Here is an 18,850-nt window from a genome sequence, read left to right as displayed (position 1 = left end):
AGATGACTACGTTCGTCACTTTATGGGCCAAAAGCAAGCCGGAAGGCGGGCTCAACGTCCGTTGAACCCGCCTTCTCACCCCGATCAAGCTGGGGTTTTAACCCAACCGTTGCCCTTGCCGATCAATCCGTCGATGCTGATGCGTCCTGCGCCGATCACAGCGATCAAGAGCGATCCGACACCGAGTGCGACGACGAGTTCGTAGCCACCGTTGTCGATGAAGACACCCTTGTCCGCGTGCACGATGAAGAACGCGCCAACCATGTCGAGGAACAGCAGCGCGCCGACGAGAGGGGTCAACAGACCCGCGATGAGCAGGATTCCGCCGCCGAGTTCGATGGATGCAGCCACAACCGCAGAAATCTTGGGGAGCGGGGCGCCCATCCCTTCAAACGCGGCCTGCGTTCCGGCGATCTTGTAGGTGAAGAACTTCTGCCAACCGTGGGCGATGAAGATGATCCCGAGGCCGACACGGGCGATGAGGAGTCCGAGGTCACGAGCAATCGACGAATTCATGAGCCAAGACTGACAGCTTTAAGTTGAAGCGTCAACTTAAACATTGTGTCATGCACCTCTCAATGCCGACTCCACCATGGCGACGATCTCACTGTCGGAGTACCCGAGCGAGCGGACCCTATGCGCAAACGCGGTCGCCGCCTGCTCGGCCTGCGCCTGCACCGGATCGGTCCCCGAAGCGATGAATGTCCCTTGCTTTCCCCTCGTTTCGATGACGCCCTGATCGCTGAGCGCGCGATAAGCCTTCGCGACGGTGTTGGCCGCCAATCCCAGCTCCGAGGCCAACGCTCGCACCGTCGGGATCTTGGTTCCCGCGATCAATCCGCCGCCGTGAACCTGCTCGATAATCTGTTGCCGCAGTTGGTCGTACGGAGCTGTGGAGGAATCGTGTTCGATTGCGATCTTCATCGTCACCCTCGTCGTATCTTCTCGGTCACAAGCCCTCGATCGCCTCGCGGATCGTATGCGGGCCGGAGGTCAGAACCAATGTCTTGCCGACGCTGGACGGCGCATCGATGAGCGCTTCGACGACCGCGGCGACATCGGCTCGAGGCACAGAGCCTCGATCGACGGGCGGCTGCGCAAGCAATACTTCACCGGTCGGGTCGTCGTCCGTCAGAAGGCCTGGCCGAAGAATCGTCCAATCCAGCGAAGACCTTGTCTTCAGGTCTTCCTCCGCTGCCGTCTTCGCCCGCAGGTAGGCGGCAAAAACCTCGTCGGTGTTCTCCGGTATTTCGTCACCAGCACCCATGGCGCTGATCTGAATGAACCGACGTACTCCCGCTTTCTCGGCGGCATCGGCCAACAGCACCGCCGCAGCTCGGTCGACGGAGTCCTTGCGCTCGATCGAGCTACCAGGTCCGGCGCCCGCGGCGAAGACCGCGACGTCGGCACCGTCGAGTACCTTCGCAACTTCCTCGACCGTGGAGGATTCCAGATCGATCACCACGGGGAACGCGCCGAGTGTGCGGACCGCACCCTCGTGCGCGGAGTTGCGGATCAGCGCTACCGGCCGATCGCCATGTCCTGCCAGCAGGTACGTCAGGTGCTGCGCGATCTTGCCGTGCCCGCCGGCAATGACCACGCGTCGTTCGTCCACACTTCGATGTTCCGTCATCGTTTTCTCCTCACACGTCGGTACTTCAGGTGCAGCACTCCGGAGCGGCCCGTTGTTCCCCTGTTTGTCCCACGAGTTCGGACGCAGAGGCAGAATGACGAACATGGCATCTGCAACCATCTTCCACAATCAACGGTGCAACACCTCGCGGACCGTTCTCGGGCTCATCCGGGAAGCCGGCATCGAACCCACCATTGTCAAGTACCTCGATACTCCGCCTACCCGATCCGAGCTGGAAAAACTCATCGCCGACGCCGGCCTCGAGCCCAGTCAAGCGGTTCGCAAGCGCGAAACGCAGTACAAGGACCTCGGACTCGCCGACGCTTCCGAATCCGAGATCCTCGACGCGATGATCGAGCACCCAATTCTGATCGAACGCCCATTCGTCGTCACTGACAAGGGCACGGTGCTCGCGCGTCCGGCAGCCAAGGTGGAAGAGATTCTCTGACGTCTACCGCTCACAGCGGATCGCGGGCGATCGGGCAGGACATGCAGCGAGGTCCACCGCGACCGGAGCCCAGTTCGGAACCCGCGATTCGCAAAACCTCGATACCCGAGGCCTCCAGCCTGGCATTCGTTTCGACGTTGCGCTCGTAAGCGACGACGACGCCCGGTTCGACGGCCAACGTGTTGTTGCCGTCGTCCCATTGCTCACGCTCGGCAGTGACCGTGTCGAGTCCGGTGTCGATCACTCGAAGTTTTCCGATTCCCATGGCGTCGGCTGCCGCTTCGAGGAACGGCGTCGCACCGCGAATACTCACCCCGTCGTCTTCCTTGCGAAGGGTGAACGCTGCCAATGTGTCCTGAATGGCCGGATACATGACGACCGCGTCGGCCTCGACCATGGTGCAGACCGTGTCGAGATGCATAGACGCTCGGCGTTGCTCGATCGGAACAACCAACACCGTGTGGGCGAGACCGTCGTCGAACACGCTACGCGCCAATGCTTCTGCGCCGGCGGGTGACGTACGTTCACCGACACCGATCGCGATCACCCCCGGCGCGAGAAGCAGCACGTCACCTCCCTCGACAGGAGCCGTGTGCGACTCGTACGCGCGGCGCACGCCTTTGAATCGAGGGTGATGCGCGTAGACGAGATCCGTGATCGAGGATTCGCGAGCTCGCGCTGACAACGCCAAGGACGTGATGATGACCCGTGGCCCGACCCAGAACGACGAATCGCGGGTGAAGAGCAAGTTGGGCAGCGGGTCGATCACGAAGTCACCGCCGTGATGCATCCTGCGCACCAACGAGGTCGAGCCGGCGTCGATCGGCAGCTCGTCGAACGTCATTCCGGCAGTAAGGATCGACGACAGCTCCTTCGGCTCTACCTTTCGCAGGTACGCAGCCAGGTGTTGCCCGAGCGCGTGGCCGATCTTGCGTGCGTCGACGGCGGCCGCGATTCCCTGGATCCTCGCTGCGCCACTGACCTCGAGCGCCTCGGTGAGGAGATCGGACAAAAGCAGTACCTCGACGCCGCGCTCACGAAGGACGGTCGCAAACTGATCGTGTTCTTCCTGCGCGCGGTCCACCCACGGCAACGCGTCGAACAGCAGCTCGTCGTTGTTGCGCGGAGTCAATCGTTTCAACTCGTCGCCCGGACGATGAAGAATGACCGATCGCAATCGGCCCACCTCGGAATCGACACCGAGGGGGACGGAGCCAGAAGCGTTCATGAGTGAACACTAATCCCGTAGGCCCCACCCAGCAGGGATGAGCAGCTGCCATATCTTCCCGCGTAACGTCTGATCCGACGCAGGCGAGAGGACCACGCAATGAGTAGCACGGATCAGGCGGCGCTGGGCGGCGCCGGAATCGACAGGTTCACCGGGCGCTGGGTCGGCGCTGGAGCCGGACATTTCCCCACCATCGACGACTTCGAGTACTCCGAGGAGATCGAGTTCGCTCCGACTCCGAAACCGTTTGTCACCTACTCGTCGCGCACTCGAGGGCTCCCCGACGGCCGACCACTTCACATGGAATCGGGCTACCTGCGCCCGACACCTGGTGGTGAGCTCGAACTGCTGGTCAGCCAGCCCACCGGATTTGTGGAGATCCATCGCGGCACCGTCGACTCCGAAGGCACTCTTGCCTTGACCCGTCTCACGCTCGCAGCATCGCCCGACGCAAAACCGGTTCACGACGTCCGGCGAGTCATGCGCGTCCAAGGCGACACCCTGACCTACGACTTGTGGATGGCGCACGGCGACACCCCGCTGACGCATCATCTCCACGCCACCCTCCACCGGGCGACGGACCGGTAGTCGCCATGGAGATGCCGTCGTGGAAAGCCAAGGAACTTACGCCCGGCCAGCTCTCCGAGCGCAGCGGTGTCGCCGTCTCGGCCCTGCATTTCTACGAACGAGAAGGCCTCATCGTCAGTCGCCGGACCAGCGGCAACCAGCGTCGATACCAACGAGACACGCTTCGACGTGTCGCCTTCATCAGAATCTCGCAACGCGTCGGCATTCCGCTGTCGGAAATCCGGGAAGCCCTCGGCACACTTCCTGAAGGCCGTACCCCGAACCGCGCAGATTGGGAACGGTTGTCGACCGGATGGCGGCGCCACCTCGATCTCCGCATCGAGCAACTGGAACGACTACGCGACAATCTCACCGGTTGCATAGGTTGCGGGTGTCTCTCACTGGAGGGATGCGCCCTCGCAAACCCTCACGATCAACTCGCTGCCGCCGGCCCAGGTGCACGCGTTCTGGAGGTGGATTTCGGCGCCGACTCAGGCGAGAAATGACTCGACAGCGTCCCGATCGCGCCCCAGCAAGTCCTCGACGGTCTTCTTCAGCAACTTCTCGATCTGGCCGCCGATGATCGGCATCTTCACTTCGGCCGTCCCGTCGACGACCAGTCGCGTGCAGGACTCGGCGGCGGTGAGGTCCAGCGTCGTCTCGATTCGTATCGGCAGTCCGTGCGCGATTCCGGTGACCGACCCTGCGGCCTTCCCGTCAGACAGAGGCCCCCAGTGGTCGACCCGTGTCAGACCCAGTCGACTCGGCGCAACCTTGGCGACCAGGGTCGGGAGGGAGGCAGAGTCGATTTCCTCGGACACGGATACTTCGATCGATCCGTCTCCAACTTCGATGTCCGAGGTGGCATAAAGGTCTCCGAGTCGGACTTTCCAATAACTCGGGTCAGTCAAAGTTCGATGCACGTCGTCGATCGGATATTTGAATTCGATATCGAAGTGAAAACTCTTCGGCATGACTTTGGTCCCTATTCGACTAGATAAAAGTCCCGTCGGAGGTAATGCTCATCGCTTGAGCAATTTACTGAACTGGTCGTTCGCTTTTTGCATCACGAACTCGTAAGGCGGGGCGAATTTGCGGGCCCACCAGTATCCGAATCGAATGTCATTGGACGTATACACGAGGTACGTGTTCTTCTCGATTCCCCGCAGAATGCACGAGGCCACCTTCTCCGGGGAGACCGCGCGCTTCTCGAACCGGTGCGTGAGCTTTTTGACCCGCGGGTCATCCCGGTCGATACCCGCGATCTCCACGGTTCCCACCAAAGGCGTCTTCACCCCACCAGGCACAACCAGACTGACGCCGATTCCGTGCCGCTTCAGATCGAATCGCAGCACCTCGGAGACCCCACGAAGGCCGAACTTGCTCGCACTGTAAGCGGCATGCCACGGCAGTGCCAAGAGCCCAGCGGCCGAAGACACATTGACCAGGTGCCCACCCTTGCCGGCGCGGATCATGGGCGGAACGAACGTCTCCATGACATGGATCGGTCCCATCAGGTTGACGTCAACCATCGACTTCCAGTGCCGATGCTCGAGGTTCTCGATAGTTCCCCACGCTGAAATGCCGGCGATATTCATGACGACATCCATCGGAGAGAATTGAGTGTGAATCTCGGTACCGAATTTCACAACCTCGTCGTAATCCGAGATATCGAGTGCCTTGGCCAAACTGACCGTGCCGCCTCCGGCACCAACCATTGCGGCAGTCTCTTGCAATCCACGGTCGTTGATATCAGTGAGAAACAATTCGGCTCCGGCCTCGGATGCCCGCAGTGCAGTTGCGCGTCCTATCCCACTACCAGCGCCGGTGATCAGGCATTTCTTACCCTCGAGCGACCTTACTGACATGGATCGACACTCCCCCGCACTCGTACTGTGGACATGCGGGAAAGTCTACGCACGCGTTGTGCGGCCGCCCCGAAACACGCATTGCGGCCGTGAGCATGCCAGAACCCACGACCTCGGCGGCAGCCGCCGAACCCACCGACAGCTACAGACGCTGAGCCATCTGCTCTTGATAGCCCCTGACCGTACGGTCGAGTTCTTCCGCCGCTACATCGTCCCCACGCTTGCGTGCGTCGTGGGCTCGATCCTGGATTTCACGGATCGCGCGGCGCAGTTCGTCATCGCTCATCGTGTGTTTCATATCACAATTCTGCACCTACGCAGGGGGTTTAGCTAGCGCAGATTGCATTCCGGCAAACCGTTCAAGGTTCAACCCCGAAGTGATTCGAGCAACATCGCGAACAGTCGCCATAATTGCAACCGCATCACTCCACACCGTCACTGAACTGCGGTTTTCCTTTCGGAACACATATGAAAAACCAGGCTAACGCTTAGCTAATATCGCCAAAACGGGTAAAAGGTTTGATACTGGGCACATTAACCAAGTAATGGAAGGTTCGAATAGCGCGACCGTAGCTGCACAATCTTCGTGCGGCCGATACTCAATGTGCGCTGAGACATAGCTGAGCACTCAATGGCCGAACGAATCGAATCTCGGACACATTTGACAACTGGTCCACTAAACAGACTACGGTGAGCTACCGATCGGTTATCCGCGTGATACCGTAGGATTCACTGAACGGACAATTGCTAGCTAGAGAGGATTACGGGGCGGTTCACAATGGCTGACTTTGCAGAACGATTGAACAAACTGTTCGACAGTGTTCATCCTCCGGGGCGCAAACCCCACACCAACGCCGAGGTTGCGGCAGCGCTCATCGAAGACGGCCATCAGATCTCCAAGCCGTACATCTCGCAGCTCCGCTCGGGACAGCGCACCAACCCCTCGGACGAGACAGTCGCTGCGTTCGCCCGGTTCTTCAAGGTGAAGCCCGACTACTTCTTCAACGACATCTACGCTGCCAAGATCGATCACGACCTCGAACTGCTCTCGCAGCTCCAAGGTTACGGCCTTCGCCGCCTCTCGAGCCGCGCATTCGACCTGTCGGAAGAATCGCAGAATCTGCTCACCACGATGGCTGAAAAGCTCCGCGCGAGTGAGGGTTTGCCAGAGGTTCCGCCCGACGCGTCACGCTGATGCAAATGTGCTGAAGCACTGAATTTATCTGAAGCACTGAATTGACATGGAGTAGGTCGACTACGATCGTCGACCTACTTTTGTCGTTTCATCGAGTTCCTTCGCCAACAACAACACCCATCGGCGCGCCGACATCTTCTCAGGTGGCGCAATCCATCTGGTGTCCAACACATCCGAGGCCAATGGATCCGCGATCCACCCCGCAAGTATTCCTGCATGGGCGGTAACTGCCCGGGGCGGTTCCTGACCACCGACGTCGAACATCCCGGCGCCGGACTGTATGTACATCGCATCCATGATCTGGGCGATCATGTCCGATGCCCGGAGTACTGACGTACTTCCGGCACTGTCCGCGTCGACAACCTCAGGGAATCGCTTCACCAGAAGCGCATGCATCCGCCGTAGGCGATACAAGTCTCGTCGTGCGCGCAACCACGTCTCGAGAAGCACCCACGTAATGCCCAGCGCTATCAGAACACTCGAGGCAGCGATGAACCACACCCCTGCGCCCGTCCAGATATCCGATTCGAGTGCGCTGGTGCCACCGATCGATTCGACCAGCATCACGACGACCACGACAAGCAAGACCGACGAACCTGTCACGATCAATGCGATTCCGCGCCCCAACGGCGCCCAAGCAACGTGCCGTAGCCCCGTCGAAATGACAAGGGACAGAGCGACGATGATAAAGATCAGAGCCGGCGCTGGGTATCCGAAGAAAACCGCGATCGCCACCAGCAGTCCCACCGAGTACAGCACCGTGGCGAGACCGCGCATGGCTGGACGCGACATCACCGGCCAGGCAGACACGGCGCCGACTGCGCTGGCCGCGGACAACGCGGTCCACAAGACGATGACGATCATCGCTGCGGCATGTTGCTCCGGCGCAATTCGATCGACGATGTCCCACACCGCAGGCACCATGACCGTCGACGACAATGCGACCGAGAAGCCTGCGAAGACCATCGACATTCGCAACGGCGTCGCGGTGCGCGCGACAACTCGACCCAGTCTCGCGCCGGCTGCAACCCAGACGAGAAGGGCCACAGCCCAAAAGATCATCCGATCGCCTCGTCGTACCGCAATACCGACAGCGGTGTCCCACGGCCACTCATCGTTCGCAGACGCATGATCAACATCGACGCGAACGTCTCGGCTTCCCACTCCGCGATGTCATCCATCGGCACGGGTTCGTTGCGCCGCAGAGAACGTTGACTCAACATGTAGGCGATCAAATCGTCACTGACCTCGAGCGTCGCCTCGGCGATCTCGGCACCTTCGTGGCGAAACACTATGTGTCCCAACTCATGTGCCAGAGTTCGCTCGACATTGGGTAGTCCGGGAGCCAAAACGATGACGTCGTGGTCGTCGTAGGCCCGGCGCTGACCGCACACTCCGGTGGCGAGCGGGGTTTCCAGATCGATCTCGATCGGGCGCCCACGCTCGCGAGCGACTGTCTGCACCACCGTCAGCAGTGACACAGCCTCCGATGACGCTGCTGCGTCGCATACGGCATCCACCGCGGCCAGAACGCGGCGATGTGAACGTCTGTCCGGCACGACTCACGCACCTCCCTGTGATCCGGGTGCCAGGAATTCGGCACGTGCGGCAGCCAAACGTGCCTTCTGCAACGATGCTCCGCGGAAAGTCATTGCTCCCGCACCGGCCGCTACGACTGCCATTCCGCCCACACCGCCTGCGACGGCGGCAGCGTTGAGAATCGGTGGAAGGCCTTGAGTGAACGCCGTCGGGAATGCCTGCGGGTTCTCACTGGGACTCGCGACGTTCGGAGCGTTCGACGGTACCTGGGGAGCTACGGGAGCCGGTGCGGCCAGAACCTCGGGCGCGGACGGTGCTGCGACTGCGCCCGGCGCAGCGTTCGCCGGTCCACCGGCAGAGGGTGCAGGTGCTCCGCCGCCCGCTGACGGCCCCTGCGGATCAGACGGTCCAGCCGGCGGAACCGCGGCCTCCGAGGATGGCTCGGAACTCGACTGCGACTCGGAAGGGGACTGCGTCGTCTCGGAGGCTGCTTCGCTAGATGAACTCTCAGTCTGCGAAGTTGCGTTGGTCGCAGGGGAAGCGCTGCTGCTCGGACGTTGCGACGCCGAAGGGTTGGTCGTGGGCTCAGTCGTCGTGGTCGGCTCAGTCGTCGTCGTGGGCTCAGTCGTCGTCGTGGGCTCAGTCGTCGTCGTGGGCTCAGTCGTCGTCGTGGGCTCAGTCGTCGTGGTCGGCTCAGTCGTCGTGGTCGGCTCAGTCGTCGTGGTCGGCTCAGTCGTCGTCGTGGGCTCAGTCGTCGTGGTCGGCTCAGTCGTCGTGGTCGGCGTCGGAATTACCGTTGTACCGCAGTTGTGATGGTGGCAATGCCAGCCGTAGTTGCCGTTGCCGTTGCCGTTGTTACCGCCACCGTTGTTGCCGTTGTTATTGCCGCCGTTGTTGCCGTAGTTGCCGTTTCCGTTGCCATTGTTTCCACCGCCACTGTTGCCGCCAGGTTGGGCGGCGACGATGGCAGGGAAGACCGATACGGCAAGGACGCCGATACCCATCAGGCACATCACAGCAACAAGCATCATCGCTAGCCGTCGTGGCTGGCTCATCGACATTCCTCCCCGACACATACGTCCGACCTGCGAAAAACTGCGGCAGACTCATCGTGCCTATCGCACCGGACACACCCTCGTTACATTTCCGGCAAACATGTATCCGCCCAAGGATCATCCCTCACTTGGAAGCTCAACGGTCCGGATCAGCGGTCGCAATCGTATGAAACGGCGCACACTCGAGCTAAATCTTCACAATTCGGGCAGGCTCTGAAAATGCAGGAAAGGGCCGTTCAACTTTCGTTGAAAGACCCTTTTTGCTGGTACTTCTTGGTGGAGCTGAGGGGAATCGAACCCCTGACCTCTTCGATGCGAACGAAGCGCGCTACCAACTGCGCCACAGCCCCGTGCCACCGCCTCAGCGGTGCTCGGCAACTCTAACAGGAACGAATACTCCCGTTGGAATCACCCGACACGAACTTTCGACCTGACAAGATCGGCCCAGAAGGTCACTGACCGGATGCGCGACGCATCTCGGTGTGCCTGACCTCTTCTTCGTAGTGATCCAAGTGATCGAACGCCGGATCTTCGTCGTCGACCTCGAGGACAACCGCTCCTGGCCGGCGCAATCGCGCTGGAATCAGGCGCAACTCTTCGTCGGTGTGCGATTCGACTCCGAGTCGCGATCGGTTGAGGCGCTCGGTGCGACGACGGCGAATCTCCTGCTCGATACGAACCTGCCGACGTAGGTACGCCATGTACCCACCGAGGCCGCACACGGTCAGCACAAACAACCACCACACCATCGGCGAGATGATCAATGCGAGAGCGCCCGAGAGAATCGCGACGAATGCCAGGCCCAACAATGTCCGCTGACGGAATGCGTACCGCGCCTCCCGGGCGATGGCATCCGCTTCGGGGTCGAATCCGCCTCGGCCGCGCCGAACGGGAACAAATTCTCCGACCGGTGCACGACCGCCGGTGTAGTCGTCTTCTGCGTGAGTGTCCATCTGGTCCTCCGCGTCGTAGCTGCTGCGCACTGGTTCTGGTTGCCAGTTCGGATCGCTTCGATGTCCTGCTGCCGGCCCGCGCTGAACAGGGTTGCTGTCGCCGCGGTGGAGTACTCGAGTCGCGAGCGCCGCGTCACTCGTCTGCCGGATCCTGGGGCGCTTGTTGACAAGCATCGGCACCAGGACGAACAGCCACACGGCCACCAGCCCGATCCACACGAATGAGCTAGGCATGCCGCGGCCTCCTCCCGATCACCTACCAGCACCTATGCCAGCCGTTGACGAGTCAAGGTTAACGGCCGACGCCCTCGCATCGTTGCCGACGCGCCGAACCCCACCATACTCATGTGTCACACGCGTACCGAACTGAACTTCCGGTTCAGTCCCAAAAGTCTCAAGTTCTGGTTGAATCAAAAACCACATTTTTCCGGCCGAAAGTAGGACTACTCAGCGGTAACTGCCGTTTAGCTCGCGTTTCTCACGCTCGTGGCGCCGTATTGGTCACACCCACGAAGCGCGTCCGGACCGCACCAATCTGTCGACGACGGTGGTGGGTACTTCCTCGATGGTCATTCCGACCAGAAGATGATCACGCCATTGGCCGTCGACATCGAGATAGCGCTTGAGAAGACCTTCCTCCCGGAACCCAACATTTCGTAGGACTGCGCGACTCGACGCGTTCTCCGGCCGAACGGTCGCCTCCACTCGATGCAGACCGACCTTCGAGAATGCGTGATCGAGTGTGAGCGCCACGGCCGCTGTGGCTACGCCCCCACCGGTGACGTGCGAGGCGACCCAATAGCCCACCCAGGCGGACCGCAGAGCGCCGCGCACGACATTTCCGATGGTGACCTGCCCGCAGTACTTCCCGTCGAGTTCGATCACCAAGGGAAGGATCCGGCCCTTGCGCGCCTCGGAGCGAAGATTCCCGCACAGGGACGGCCAGACAGTGATGTGGTGGCGAGCATCCCAGGGCGACTCTCCGGTGGGCTCCCACGGCTCCAGGTGCTCGCGATCGCGAATGCGGAGGCGACTCCACACAGCAGCGTCACGGAGCTTCACGGGGCGGACGGTCACCACTCCCGCGGGCACTCGCAGTGGGCCGAGATCTTCCGGCCATCCTGGATGGACTGACATCACACCCCACTCGGGTCGGCGTTACCCACGTTGGGCGAGAAAAGCTACGTCGACTTCTTCACCGATGTGCACTTCGGTGACGTCTCGATCGACAAGAACCAAGCAATTGGCTTCCGCCAAGGTCGCGAGGAGATGTGAGGACGCACCGGGCGCACCCCCGAGTGCCTGCACCAGGTACTCCCCCGTCGCTTCGTCACGCATCAGCTGACCACGCAGGAAACCCTTGCGATCGGCAATCGACGTGATCGTTCCCACCGTGCGCGCCTTCACTACTCGCCGCATCGGTTGGCGGCGTCCGAGCGCGATTCTGATCAGCGGGCGAACCATGACTTCGAATACCACCAGTGCGCTGACCGGGTTGGACGGTAGGAGAAAGGTCGGAACCTCGTCTCGTCCCAGCTTGCCGAAGCCCTGCACTGATCCCGGATGCATGGCAACGCGCTCCACCTCGAGTGTCCCCAGGTCGGCAAGCGCTTCACGAACCTCGTCGGACGCTCCGCCGCCCACGGCACCGGCGATGACAACGATTTCCGAGCGAATCAGCTGTCCCTCGACTACTTCGCGAAGACGGCGCGAGTCGTTGCCTGCGATTCCCACACGGTTGACGTCGGCGCCGGCATCGCGCGCTGCGGCGGCGAGGGCATACGAATTGACGTCGTAGACCTGACCAGGCCCCGGCGTGCGATCCACGTCGACAAGTTCTCCACCGACGCTGATGACGGAGAGACGCGGACGCGGATGGACGAGCACTTTGTCGCGACCGACCGCGGCAAGCAAACCGACCTGCGCGGCTCCGATGATGGTGCCTGCCCGAACGGCCACGTCGCCCGGCTGGACGTCGTCGCCTGCACGGCGAACGTAATCGCCCGAACGCACCGGCTCGAAGATCCGAACGCGAGCGCGACCACCGTCGGTGTTCTCGAGCGGAAGAACTGCGTCGGCCAGCGTGGGCAACGGCGCGCCCGTGTCGACTCGCACGGCCTGACGCGGTTGCAACCGGATCGGTTGGCGTGAGCCCGCCGTCACCTCGCCGACCACCGGCAAGCTGAGGTCCGTAGGCTCGCCGTCCTCGCCGCGGAGGTCGGCTCCAGCGCCGGCGACATCGACACTGCGAACCGCGTAACCGTCGATGGCAGCTTGATCGAATCCCGGCAATGGGCGTTCGGTCACCACTTCCTCGGCACACAGCAGTCCCTGCGCCTCCGAGATGGCGACCCGAACCGGACGGGGTGCCACTGCAGCAGCGGTAACCCTGGTCTGCTGCTCCTCAACCGACCGCATCTGGTCCGCGTCCTCCTGTGTCTGGAAATTCGGTGATATCCGTCAGCTCATGATGCCTTGCCTTCGAAAAGGGACAAGCACATTGATACTGCGTTATCGGGCGATCAACCACCGTGGCGACACGCTCAGCGGTCGAGCCGATCCGCGAGCCACTTACGCAAGGACGGACCGTAATCGTCGCTGTCGAGTGCCAGGTCAACCGAAGCGCGGAGGTACCCGCCGGGGTTGCCCAGGTCATGACGCGTTCCGCGGTGCACCACCACGTGAACCGGATGACCCTCGGAAATCAGGAGAGCGATGGCGTCGGTGAGTTGCAACTCACCGCCGGCTCCCGGCTTGATGCGACGAAGTGCGTCGAAAATCGCACGATCGAGCAGATAGCGACCCGCAGCGGCAAAGGTCGACGGCGCGTCTTCCACAGCCGGCTTCTCGACCATGCCGACGACCTTGAGGACGTCGGGATTGACCGCGTCGGGAACGATTTCGACGTCGAAGACGCCGTAAGCGCTCACTGCGTCCTTGGGAACGTCGATTGCACAGAGAACGGACCCGCCGCGCTTGGCCCGAACTCGCGCCATGATCTCCAGGACGCCACGCGGGAGTACGAGATCATCGGGCAGAAGGACCGCGATGGCATCTTCGTCGTCGTCGAGAACCGACTCGACGCAACCGACTGCATGCCCGAGGCCGAGGGGCTGCTCCTGAATCACGGAATCGACTTCGAGCAAACCCGGCGCTTTGCGCACCTTTGCCAGGGCAGCAAGTTTTCCGCTCGCTTCCAGCTTGCTTTCGAGCACGAGATCCTCGACGAAGTGCGCAACCACTCCGTCTTTGCCCGGGGACGTCACGATGACGAGCCGCTCGGCTCCCGAGTCCGCAGCTTCACCCGCCACCAGTTCGATACCCGGTGTGTCCACGACCGGCAGCAATTCTTTCGGAACCGTCTTGGTGGCAGGCAGGAAACGCGTACCAAGTCCGGCTGCGGGAACCACGGCCGTACGGAAGGCCCTCGTGCTGCTAGCGACAACGTCTGTCATGCCAACACCTTAGCCGCCGCTTGTTACCGCTCGGTCAGCACGACGAATATCGTTGCGGGGTGACACCTCAGACAAAAGCACAATGGCGACAAATCGCACTCGCAGCACGTGATGCAGTCTCCGAGCACACTCGAAATACGGAAACTGCGGCGTTGATCACGCACATACGTTCAGTGATTGTCGACGGCTCAACCGTCTGTGCGTACGTCCCCACCCGCACCGAACCAGGATCCACCGACTTGCTCGACGCCGTTGCCGAGATCGCGCAGCGTGTACTACTTCCGATCACCGGGGAACCCGGACCGTTGTCCTGGGTTCAATACAGCGGTGCCGACGGTTTACGCCCCGCGAAGTACGGCATTCGGGAGCCCGCCGGACCCGTCCTACCACCGGAAACCCTGTCCGACGTGGAATGCATGCTGATCCCTGCTCTCGCGGTGGATCTTCGTGGAACACGCCTCGGCCGCGGCGCAGGCTTCTACGACCGGACGCTCGGGTCGGTCGGACCGCAGACTCGGCTCGTGGCAATTGTCAGAGACTCCGAACTCGTCGAGACCTTGCCTGCCGACGACCACGACATTCCGATGGGATGGGCATTGACGCCGAGCGGCGGTCTCACGCGGCTCCAAGGCGATTGATCTGCGGGAATAGATCCCTGATTAGCGCTGTTGGCACTGTCACTTGTAGAGTGCTAAAGGCTGCGGTGTAAATACGCGGCTGCTCGAACATCACAGTGCGGAGGAAGCCCGGTGCCCACCTACTCATACGCATGTACGGAATGTGACAACCGTTTCGACATCGTCCAGTCCTTCAGCGAAGATTCGCTGACGGTCTGCCCAGCTTGCTCAGGCAAGCTCCGCAAGCTGTTCAACTCTGTTGGCATCGTGTTCAAGGGCAGCGGCTTCTACCGCACCGACAGCCGCGGCGGCTCCGGGACTGCGAGCGAGCCCGCCAAGAGTGATTCGGCACCCGCTGCGAAGTCCGAGTCCAAGTCGGACTCCTCTTCGACATCGAGTTCGTCGACCAGCACGCCGGCGCCCGCGAAGGCTGCCGCAAGCTGATTTCCACAACCTCCGGGTTGTCCACAGTTTCACATCGTTAGGGCCGGAAGCACCGCTTCCGGCCCTAACGTGCATGAATGCCGTCAGCACGTTCTCGCTCGCCGAGGCGCTCCGATCCACTGCGCGCCCAGCTCGATCTCACCCCGAGCACCTTCGATCGCGTCGTCGAACTGACGCGCGGCACTCGGTTCCGCACGGCGACAGTCCGCAAGATCGCAGCCGTTGCCCTGGCCGCACTCGGCGTCGTTCTTTTCTTCCGAGGCGATCCAGCGACCGATACCGTCTCTGCAGTTGTCTCGAGTCGCGATCTCACTCCCGGACAGGTGATCGCGGATTCGGATGTCGAGATCCGAGAGATCGACTCGAAACAACTTCCCGAAGGAATTGTCTCCGATACCGACCTGGTAGTCGGGAGAACCGTTGCCGGCCCGATTCGCTCCGGAGAAACCGTTACCGACGTGCGCGTTCTCAGCCCACGGCTGGCCGGGTTGTCGGTAGGAACCGACGACGCCCGTATCGTCCCCGTTCGATTGGCCGATGCAGCCGTCGCGGACATGTTGCGCAGCGGGGATGTCGTCGACGTCCTGACCGTCGGCCCTGACACATCCCGCACTGACACATCCCGCCCCGACACACCCAACGAATCAATTGCCGACCAGGCCCCGCAGATTCTTGCGGCGGGAGCAGTAGTCGCTCTGGTCACCACGTCGGAAAGTACACGTAACCAGCAGGAACAGGTGATTCTGCTGGCTCTGCCGACACCGGCAGCCAACGTCGTTGCCGCGGCATCCCTGTCCAATGCGATCACCGTGACATTCCGCTGACCGCACAAAGCGTCCGAAGCTCCTCTAGGATTTTTCCAGTCGGTTCGGTATCAACGGACCATCTGGCACTTGCCATCGGAGACTCGAGGGGACACCGACATGCTCAAGGGATTCAAGGATTTCCTGCTTCGCGGAAACGTGCTCGACCTGGCCGTCGCCGTGGTCATCGGCGCAGCCTTCACCGCCATCGTCACGGCATTCACCAGCAACATCATCAACCCACTCGTCGCTTCGATCGGCGGCGGCAACGAATACGGGTGGGGCATTCAGCTGACGGGTGACACCGCTGAGACGTTCTTGAACTTCGGCGCCGTGGTCACCGCGATCATCAACTTCATCATCATCGCGGCGGTCGTCTACTTCGTGCTGATCGTTCCCGCGAATGCGGCGAAGAAGAAGTTCGTCTCCGAGCCCGAGGACAAGGAAGCCAGCGAAACCGATCTGCTCATCCAGATCCGCGACATCCTCTCCGCCAATGCCGGTGGCGCCGACACGGGAGCTCACGCCAAGACGCTCGAATAGGCAGCGCTCACAGAACAAATCAGGCCCTCGGACATTGTGTCCGAGGGCCTGATTTACTTCTCAACCGCCGTGGTGCGGGGGCCGCTGACTGCGCAGCCAGTCGTCGTCCGAGGATCGCGAGGAACCTTCAGGACCCCGCTCGTCCGACGTCGTCTCGGGAAAGACGTCCCCGAAGATGTGCGCCAGGCGCTTCTTGTCGACTGGCGGCTTCTTCGGGGTATCTGGTTGCTCCGACAAGCTATCTCAGCCCTCGAGGCTGGACAGCTCGGCGATGACGTGACTCGCCAATGCCGTCAGGGTTGCCATGCCGTCGCGAATTGCCGGCCTGGTCGACGCCAGATTGGCGACCACGGTGCTTCCCGAAACCCCGACGAGGCCGCGGGACAAGCCTGCTTCGAGCGATCCGGCCGACAGACCGGAAGCGCGAAGTGCTTCGGCAATTCCCGGGATCTCGCGATCGAGAACCTCTGCGGTCACGTCGGGAGTGACGTCACGCGGGGATACCCCGGTACCGCCGACCGAGATGACGAGGTCGACGCCACCGATGACTGCGGTGTTGAGAGCGTTGCGGATCTCCACTTCGTCGGCGGCGACGGCGACCGTCGCATCGACGAGAAAACCCGCTTCGTTCAGCAGTTCCGTAACCAGTGGACCGATGGAGTCGGTGTTGTCGCCGTGGGCTGTGCGATCGTCGACGATGACGACCAGAGCGCGGCCGGCCGATGTGGCTTCGAGTTCCATGACACCTACCGTAGTGTCCGATCCCGACGCCGTTGCGATCTGGCCGAAGATCGGGTCGATCGTCTGCTGATCGCCGAACATCATCGGCCGCCCTGCGCTGCCGCGGTTCCCAACGTGACGTCGACGGTTTTGGTCTGCCCGCCGTCGCTGTACGTGATCGAGACCTTGTCGCCGGGAGCATGTGAACGCACTGCCGCGATCAGCGAATCGCCATCTGCGACAACACGATCGTCGACTTTGGTGATGACTGCACCCTTCGGGATACCGGCCTTGGCGGCCGGCCCGTCAGCAGTGACATCCATGACGGTTGCGCCGTCGGCGTTGTCCTGCGACGGCACGGTCACGCCGATCATGGCCTGAGTCGCCTTGCCGGTCTTGATCAGTTCGTCGGCGACGCGGCGTGCCTGATCGATCGGGATGGCGAACCCGAGGCCGATCGAACCGCCCTGGGTACCCGACGAGGCTCCGAGCGAGGCGATCGCCGTGTTGATGCCGATCAGCTGGCCGTCCATGTTGACGAGGGCGCCGCCGGAGTTGCCGGGGTTGATCGCTGCGTCGGTCTGCAGCGCGTCGATGACGGTGTTCTGGTTGCCGGACTCGCCGCTCGTGGACACCGGGCGATCGAGTGCGGAGATGATGCCCTCGGTGACCGTGCCGGCCAGGCCGAGCGGGGACCCGACGGCCACAACCTGCTGTCCGACCTGAACGTCGCCGGAGTTCCCGAGATCGATGGGCGTGAGGTCGTTGCGGCCGTCGACCTTGATGACGGCGATGTCGGAGACGGGATCGGCACCGACAAGGGTGGCCGAGGCCTTGGTTCCGTCGGAGAACGCGACGCGAAGTTGCGCTCCCTGAGCACCGGCAACGTGGTTGTTGGTCAGGATCAGACCGTCGGAGGACAGGATGACACCGGAACCCTCACCGCCCTGTCCCTGCGCGGTGGCCACCTCGATCTGCACGACGCTGGGCACCACCTTCGAGGCAACGGCCTGAACCGAGCCGGCGGGAGCGTTGGACGTGTTGGTCGCAGTAGGCTTCGGAGCGTTCAGAGAGTTGGTGACCGTCGCGGTTCCACCGTTGCGGTCCGCGACGACGGCACCGACCACGCCACCGACACCACCACTGACCAGGACCAGGGCGAGAGCGCCGGCAACCAGCGCCATGCGTCCCGACTTCGGCTTGGTGGTGGTCGAACCGGAGTTCGGCCCCTGTAGCGGTGCGGGGATCTGGTTGTGGCCGCCCGGGCCGTTCGGACCGCTGGGGCCACCAGGGTTGGGTGCGCCGTACGGGGCGCTCTGCTGGTACGCGGCCTCATGGGCACCGTGCGGGTGGCCGAAAGCCTGCGTGGGCTGCTGCTGCGCCTGCCCGAAGGCTTCGGTGGGTCGAGAAAAGGATTCGGTCGGCTGGTACGGCTGCTGAGGCGCCTGCCCCTGAGGCTGCTGCGGCTGCACTTGAGGTGCTTGCGGCTGCGCTTGGGCGGTGGGCTCGCTGTTGGGCTGCTCGGGCCGGGTCGGCCCGACGTTACGGTCCTCGGTCATCGGCTCGCTTTCGTCTACGGTGACCACCGGACGGGCAGTCACAACTGTTCTGCCGACAATGCTGCCTTGCGCTGCTGAGAAGGCGCTGAGACGTGCCTGTCACTTTACCCAGAGTTCGACGTGAAAATCCGGTGTTGTCGGTTCGGCGTGAAAGACTCTCGGGCCGAACGCATTAACTCGTGACGTCAGTCACCGAAGCACGGGACCAACGGGTCTACAGAAC

At 62.1% G+C, this 18,850-nt stretch carries 26 protein-coding genes and 1 tRNA gene; 10 read left to right on the top strand and 17 right to left on the bottom strand.

Annotation, left to right across the window (positions count from 1 at the left end):
• Positions 1-84: 84 nt before the first annotated feature.
• Genes R4P70_RS08110 through R4P70_RS08100 form a run of 3 tightly spaced genes read right to left on the bottom strand, consistent with a single transcriptional unit; the run spans position 85 to position 1,633 of the window.
• Positions 85-516 (bottom strand): DoxX family protein, encoded by a 432-nt coding sequence (locus tag R4P70_RS08110; protein ID WP_020908616.1) that lies wholly within the window; start codon positions 514-516, stop codon positions 85-87.
• A 48-nt stretch (positions 517-564) separates the two neighbouring features.
• A complete protein-coding gene (locus R4P70_RS08105) occupies positions 565-924 on the bottom strand; it encodes a GntR family transcriptional regulator (protein WP_020970329.1) in 360 nt (119 codons plus the stop codon).
• Between the two features lie 25 nt (positions 925-949).
• On the bottom strand, positions 950-1,633 hold the full coding sequence (locus tag R4P70_RS08100; RefSeq protein ID WP_020970330.1) for an SDR family oxidoreductase: 684 nt from the start codon (positions 1,631-1,633) through the stop codon (positions 950-952).
• Positions 1,634-1,727: 94 nt separating this feature from the next.
• Between R4P70_RS08100 and arsC the strand changes: the two genes are divergently transcribed.
• A complete protein-coding gene (gene arsC / locus R4P70_RS08095; RefSeq protein WP_020970331.1) occupies positions 1,728-2,081 on the top strand; it encodes an arsenate reductase (glutaredoxin) in 354 nt (117 codons plus the stop codon).
• A 10-nt stretch (positions 2,082-2,091) separates the two neighbouring features.
• Here the strand turns inward: arsC and arcA are convergent, their stop codons facing one another.
• A complete protein-coding gene (gene arcA, locus R4P70_RS08090; RefSeq protein WP_019744713.1) occupies positions 2,092-3,309 on the bottom strand; it encodes an arginine deiminase in 1,218 nt (405 codons plus the stop codon).
• Positions 3,310-3,408: 99 nt separating this feature from the next.
• Between arcA and R4P70_RS08085 the strand changes: the two genes are divergently transcribed.
• The gene (locus R4P70_RS08085; protein WP_020970333.1) at positions 3,409-3,897 is read left to right on the top strand and encodes an FABP family protein; all 489 of its coding nucleotides are present in this window, start codon (positions 3,409-3,411) and stop codon (positions 3,895-3,897) included.
• A 5-nt stretch (positions 3,898-3,902) separates the two neighbouring features.
• Positions 3,903-4,382 carry a redox-sensitive transcriptional activator SoxR gene (gene soxR, locus R4P70_RS08080; protein ID WP_019744715.1) on the top strand — a complete coding sequence of 160 codons (480 nt, stop codon included), beginning with the start codon at positions 3,903-3,905 and terminating at the stop codon, positions 4,380-4,382.
• Here soxR and R4P70_RS08075 read toward each other — a convergent pair.
• The 3 genes from R4P70_RS08075 to R4P70_RS08065 all read right to left on the bottom strand — a co-directional run bounded on the left by R4P70_RS08075 (position 4,368) and on the right by R4P70_RS08065 (position 6,030).
• A complete protein-coding gene (locus tag R4P70_RS08075) occupies positions 4,368-4,850 on the bottom strand; it encodes a DUF2505 domain-containing protein (RefSeq protein WP_029255916.1) in 483 nt (160 codons plus the stop codon). The genes soxR and R4P70_RS08075 overlap by 15 nt on opposite strands.
• 48 nt (positions 4,851-4,898) lie before the next feature.
• Positions 4,899-5,744: an SDR family oxidoreductase gene (locus tag R4P70_RS08070; protein ID WP_019744717.1), complete on the bottom strand. Its 846-nt coding sequence runs from the start codon at positions 5,742-5,744 to the stop codon at positions 4,899-4,901.
• 142 nt (positions 5,745-5,886) lie between these two features.
• The gene (locus R4P70_RS08065; RefSeq protein WP_162267916.1) at positions 5,887-6,030 is read right to left on the bottom strand and encodes a hypothetical protein; all 144 of its coding nucleotides are present in this window, start codon (positions 6,028-6,030) and stop codon (positions 5,887-5,889) included.
• A gap of 492 nt (positions 6,031-6,522) precedes the next feature.
• Here R4P70_RS08065 and R4P70_RS08060 point away from each other — a divergent pair, with 492 nt between their 5' ends.
• Positions 6,523-6,939, top strand: coding sequence for a helix-turn-helix domain-containing protein (locus tag R4P70_RS08060; protein WP_003946231.1), 417 nt, complete (start codon positions 6,523-6,525; stop codon positions 6,937-6,939).
• A gap of 60 nt (positions 6,940-6,999) precedes the next feature.
• On the opposite strand, the gene R4P70_RS08055 is transcribed toward R4P70_RS08060, so the two are convergent.
• Positions 7,000-8,001, bottom strand: coding sequence for a hypothetical protein (locus tag R4P70_RS08055; RefSeq protein WP_020908623.1), 1,002 nt, complete (start codon positions 7,999-8,001; stop codon positions 7,000-7,002).
• Positions 7,998-8,498 carry an ImmA/IrrE family metallo-endopeptidase gene (locus R4P70_RS08050; protein WP_003946241.1) on the bottom strand — a complete coding sequence of 167 codons (501 nt, stop codon included), beginning with the start codon at positions 8,496-8,498 and terminating at the stop codon, positions 7,998-8,000. Before R4P70_RS08050 ends, R4P70_RS08055 begins: the two co-directional genes overlap by 4 nt.
• Before the next feature lie 178 nt (positions 8,499-8,676).
• Here R4P70_RS08050 and R4P70_RS08045 point away from each other — a divergent pair, with 178 nt between their 5' ends.
• Both R4P70_RS08045 and R4P70_RS08040 read left to right on the top strand, forming a co-directional pair.
• A complete protein-coding gene (locus R4P70_RS08045; RefSeq protein ID WP_317830638.1) occupies positions 8,677-9,291 on the top strand; it encodes a hypothetical protein in 615 nt (204 codons plus the stop codon).
• A gap of 8 nt (positions 9,292-9,299) precedes the next feature.
• A complete protein-coding gene (locus tag R4P70_RS08040; RefSeq protein ID WP_172933040.1) occupies positions 9,300-9,515 on the top strand; it encodes a hypothetical protein in 216 nt (71 codons plus the stop codon).
• A gap of 292 nt (positions 9,516-9,807) precedes the next feature.
• On the opposite strand, the gene R4P70_RS08035 is transcribed toward R4P70_RS08040, so the two are convergent.
• The 5 genes from R4P70_RS08035 to R4P70_RS08015 all read right to left on the bottom strand — a co-directional run bounded on the left by R4P70_RS08035 (position 9,808) and on the right by R4P70_RS08015 (position 13,941).
• Positions 9,808-9,883 (bottom strand) — tRNA-Ala (locus tag R4P70_RS08035).
• A 102-nt stretch (positions 9,884-9,985) separates the two neighbouring features.
• Positions 9,986-10,720: a gephyrin-like molybdotransferase receptor GlpR gene (gene glpR, locus R4P70_RS08030; protein ID WP_060939735.1), complete on the bottom strand. Its 735-nt coding sequence runs from the start codon at positions 10,718-10,720 to the stop codon at positions 9,986-9,988.
• A 267-nt stretch (positions 10,721-10,987) separates the two neighbouring features.
• Complete coding sequence (locus R4P70_RS08025; protein WP_007727523.1) at positions 10,988-11,623, bottom strand: GNAT family N-acetyltransferase; 636 nt, start codon at positions 11,621-11,623, stop codon at positions 10,988-10,990.
• Between the two features lie 21 nt (positions 11,624-11,644).
• Complete coding sequence (gene glp, locus R4P70_RS08020) at positions 11,645-12,904, bottom strand: gephyrin-like molybdotransferase Glp (protein ID WP_003946353.1); 1,260 nt, start codon at positions 12,902-12,904, stop codon at positions 11,645-11,647.
• 125 nt (positions 12,905-13,029) lie between these two features.
• Entirely contained in the window at positions 13,030-13,941 is a 912-nt protein-coding gene (locus tag R4P70_RS08015) for a UTP--glucose-1-phosphate uridylyltransferase (protein ID WP_019744725.1), read from the bottom strand.
• Positions 13,942-14,000: 59 nt separating this feature from the next.
• Between R4P70_RS08015 and R4P70_RS08010 the strand changes: the two genes are divergently transcribed.
• The 4 genes from R4P70_RS08010 to mscL all read left to right on the top strand — a co-directional run bounded on the left by R4P70_RS08010 (position 14,001) and on the right by mscL (position 16,348).
• Positions 14,001-14,579 (top strand): 5-formyltetrahydrofolate cyclo-ligase, encoded by a 579-nt coding sequence (locus tag R4P70_RS08010; RefSeq protein WP_019744726.1) that lies wholly within the window; start codon positions 14,001-14,003, stop codon positions 14,577-14,579.
• Between the two features lie 111 nt (positions 14,580-14,690).
• On the top strand, positions 14,691-15,002 hold the full coding sequence (locus tag R4P70_RS08005; protein ID WP_003946378.1) for an FmdB family zinc ribbon protein: 312 nt from the start codon (positions 14,691-14,693) through the stop codon (positions 15,000-15,002).
• 77 nt (positions 15,003-15,079) lie between these two features.
• Positions 15,080-15,826 (top strand): SAF domain-containing protein, encoded by a 747-nt coding sequence (locus R4P70_RS08000; RefSeq protein WP_060939734.1) that lies wholly within the window; start codon positions 15,080-15,082, stop codon positions 15,824-15,826.
• A gap of 99 nt (positions 15,827-15,925) precedes the next feature.
• Positions 15,926-16,348, top strand: coding sequence for a large conductance mechanosensitive channel protein MscL (gene mscL / locus R4P70_RS07995; protein WP_029255923.1), 423 nt, complete (start codon positions 15,926-15,928; stop codon positions 16,346-16,348).
• A 60-nt stretch (positions 16,349-16,408) separates the two neighbouring features.
• Here the strand turns inward: mscL and R4P70_RS07990 are convergent, their stop codons facing one another.
• From R4P70_RS07990 to R4P70_RS07980, 3 genes are all read right to left on the bottom strand, one after another.
• Positions 16,409-16,585: a hypothetical protein gene (locus R4P70_RS07990; RefSeq protein WP_020908628.1), complete on the bottom strand. Its 177-nt coding sequence runs from the start codon at positions 16,583-16,585 to the stop codon at positions 16,409-16,411.
• A gap of 6 nt (positions 16,586-16,591) precedes the next feature.
• Entirely contained in the window at positions 16,592-17,089 is a 498-nt protein-coding gene (locus R4P70_RS07985) for a molybdenum cofactor biosynthesis protein B (protein WP_176720912.1), read from the bottom strand.
• 80 nt (positions 17,090-17,169) lie between these two features.
• Positions 17,170-18,627, bottom strand: a complete 1,458-nt coding sequence (locus tag R4P70_RS07980) for a S1C family serine protease (RefSeq protein ID WP_169801354.1) — start codon at positions 18,625-18,627, stop codon at positions 17,170-17,172.
• Positions 18,628-18,850 lie beyond the last annotated feature (223 nt).

This window comes from Rhodococcus sp. IEGM 1241 (genome assembly GCF_033142365.1).
Taxonomy (GTDB): Bacteria; Actinomycetota; Actinomycetes; order Mycobacteriales; family Mycobacteriaceae; genus Rhodococcus_F; species Rhodococcus_F erythropolis.
Note: the sequence above shows the minus strand (reverse complement) of the source record. Positions and strands in the feature narration are given on the sequence as shown.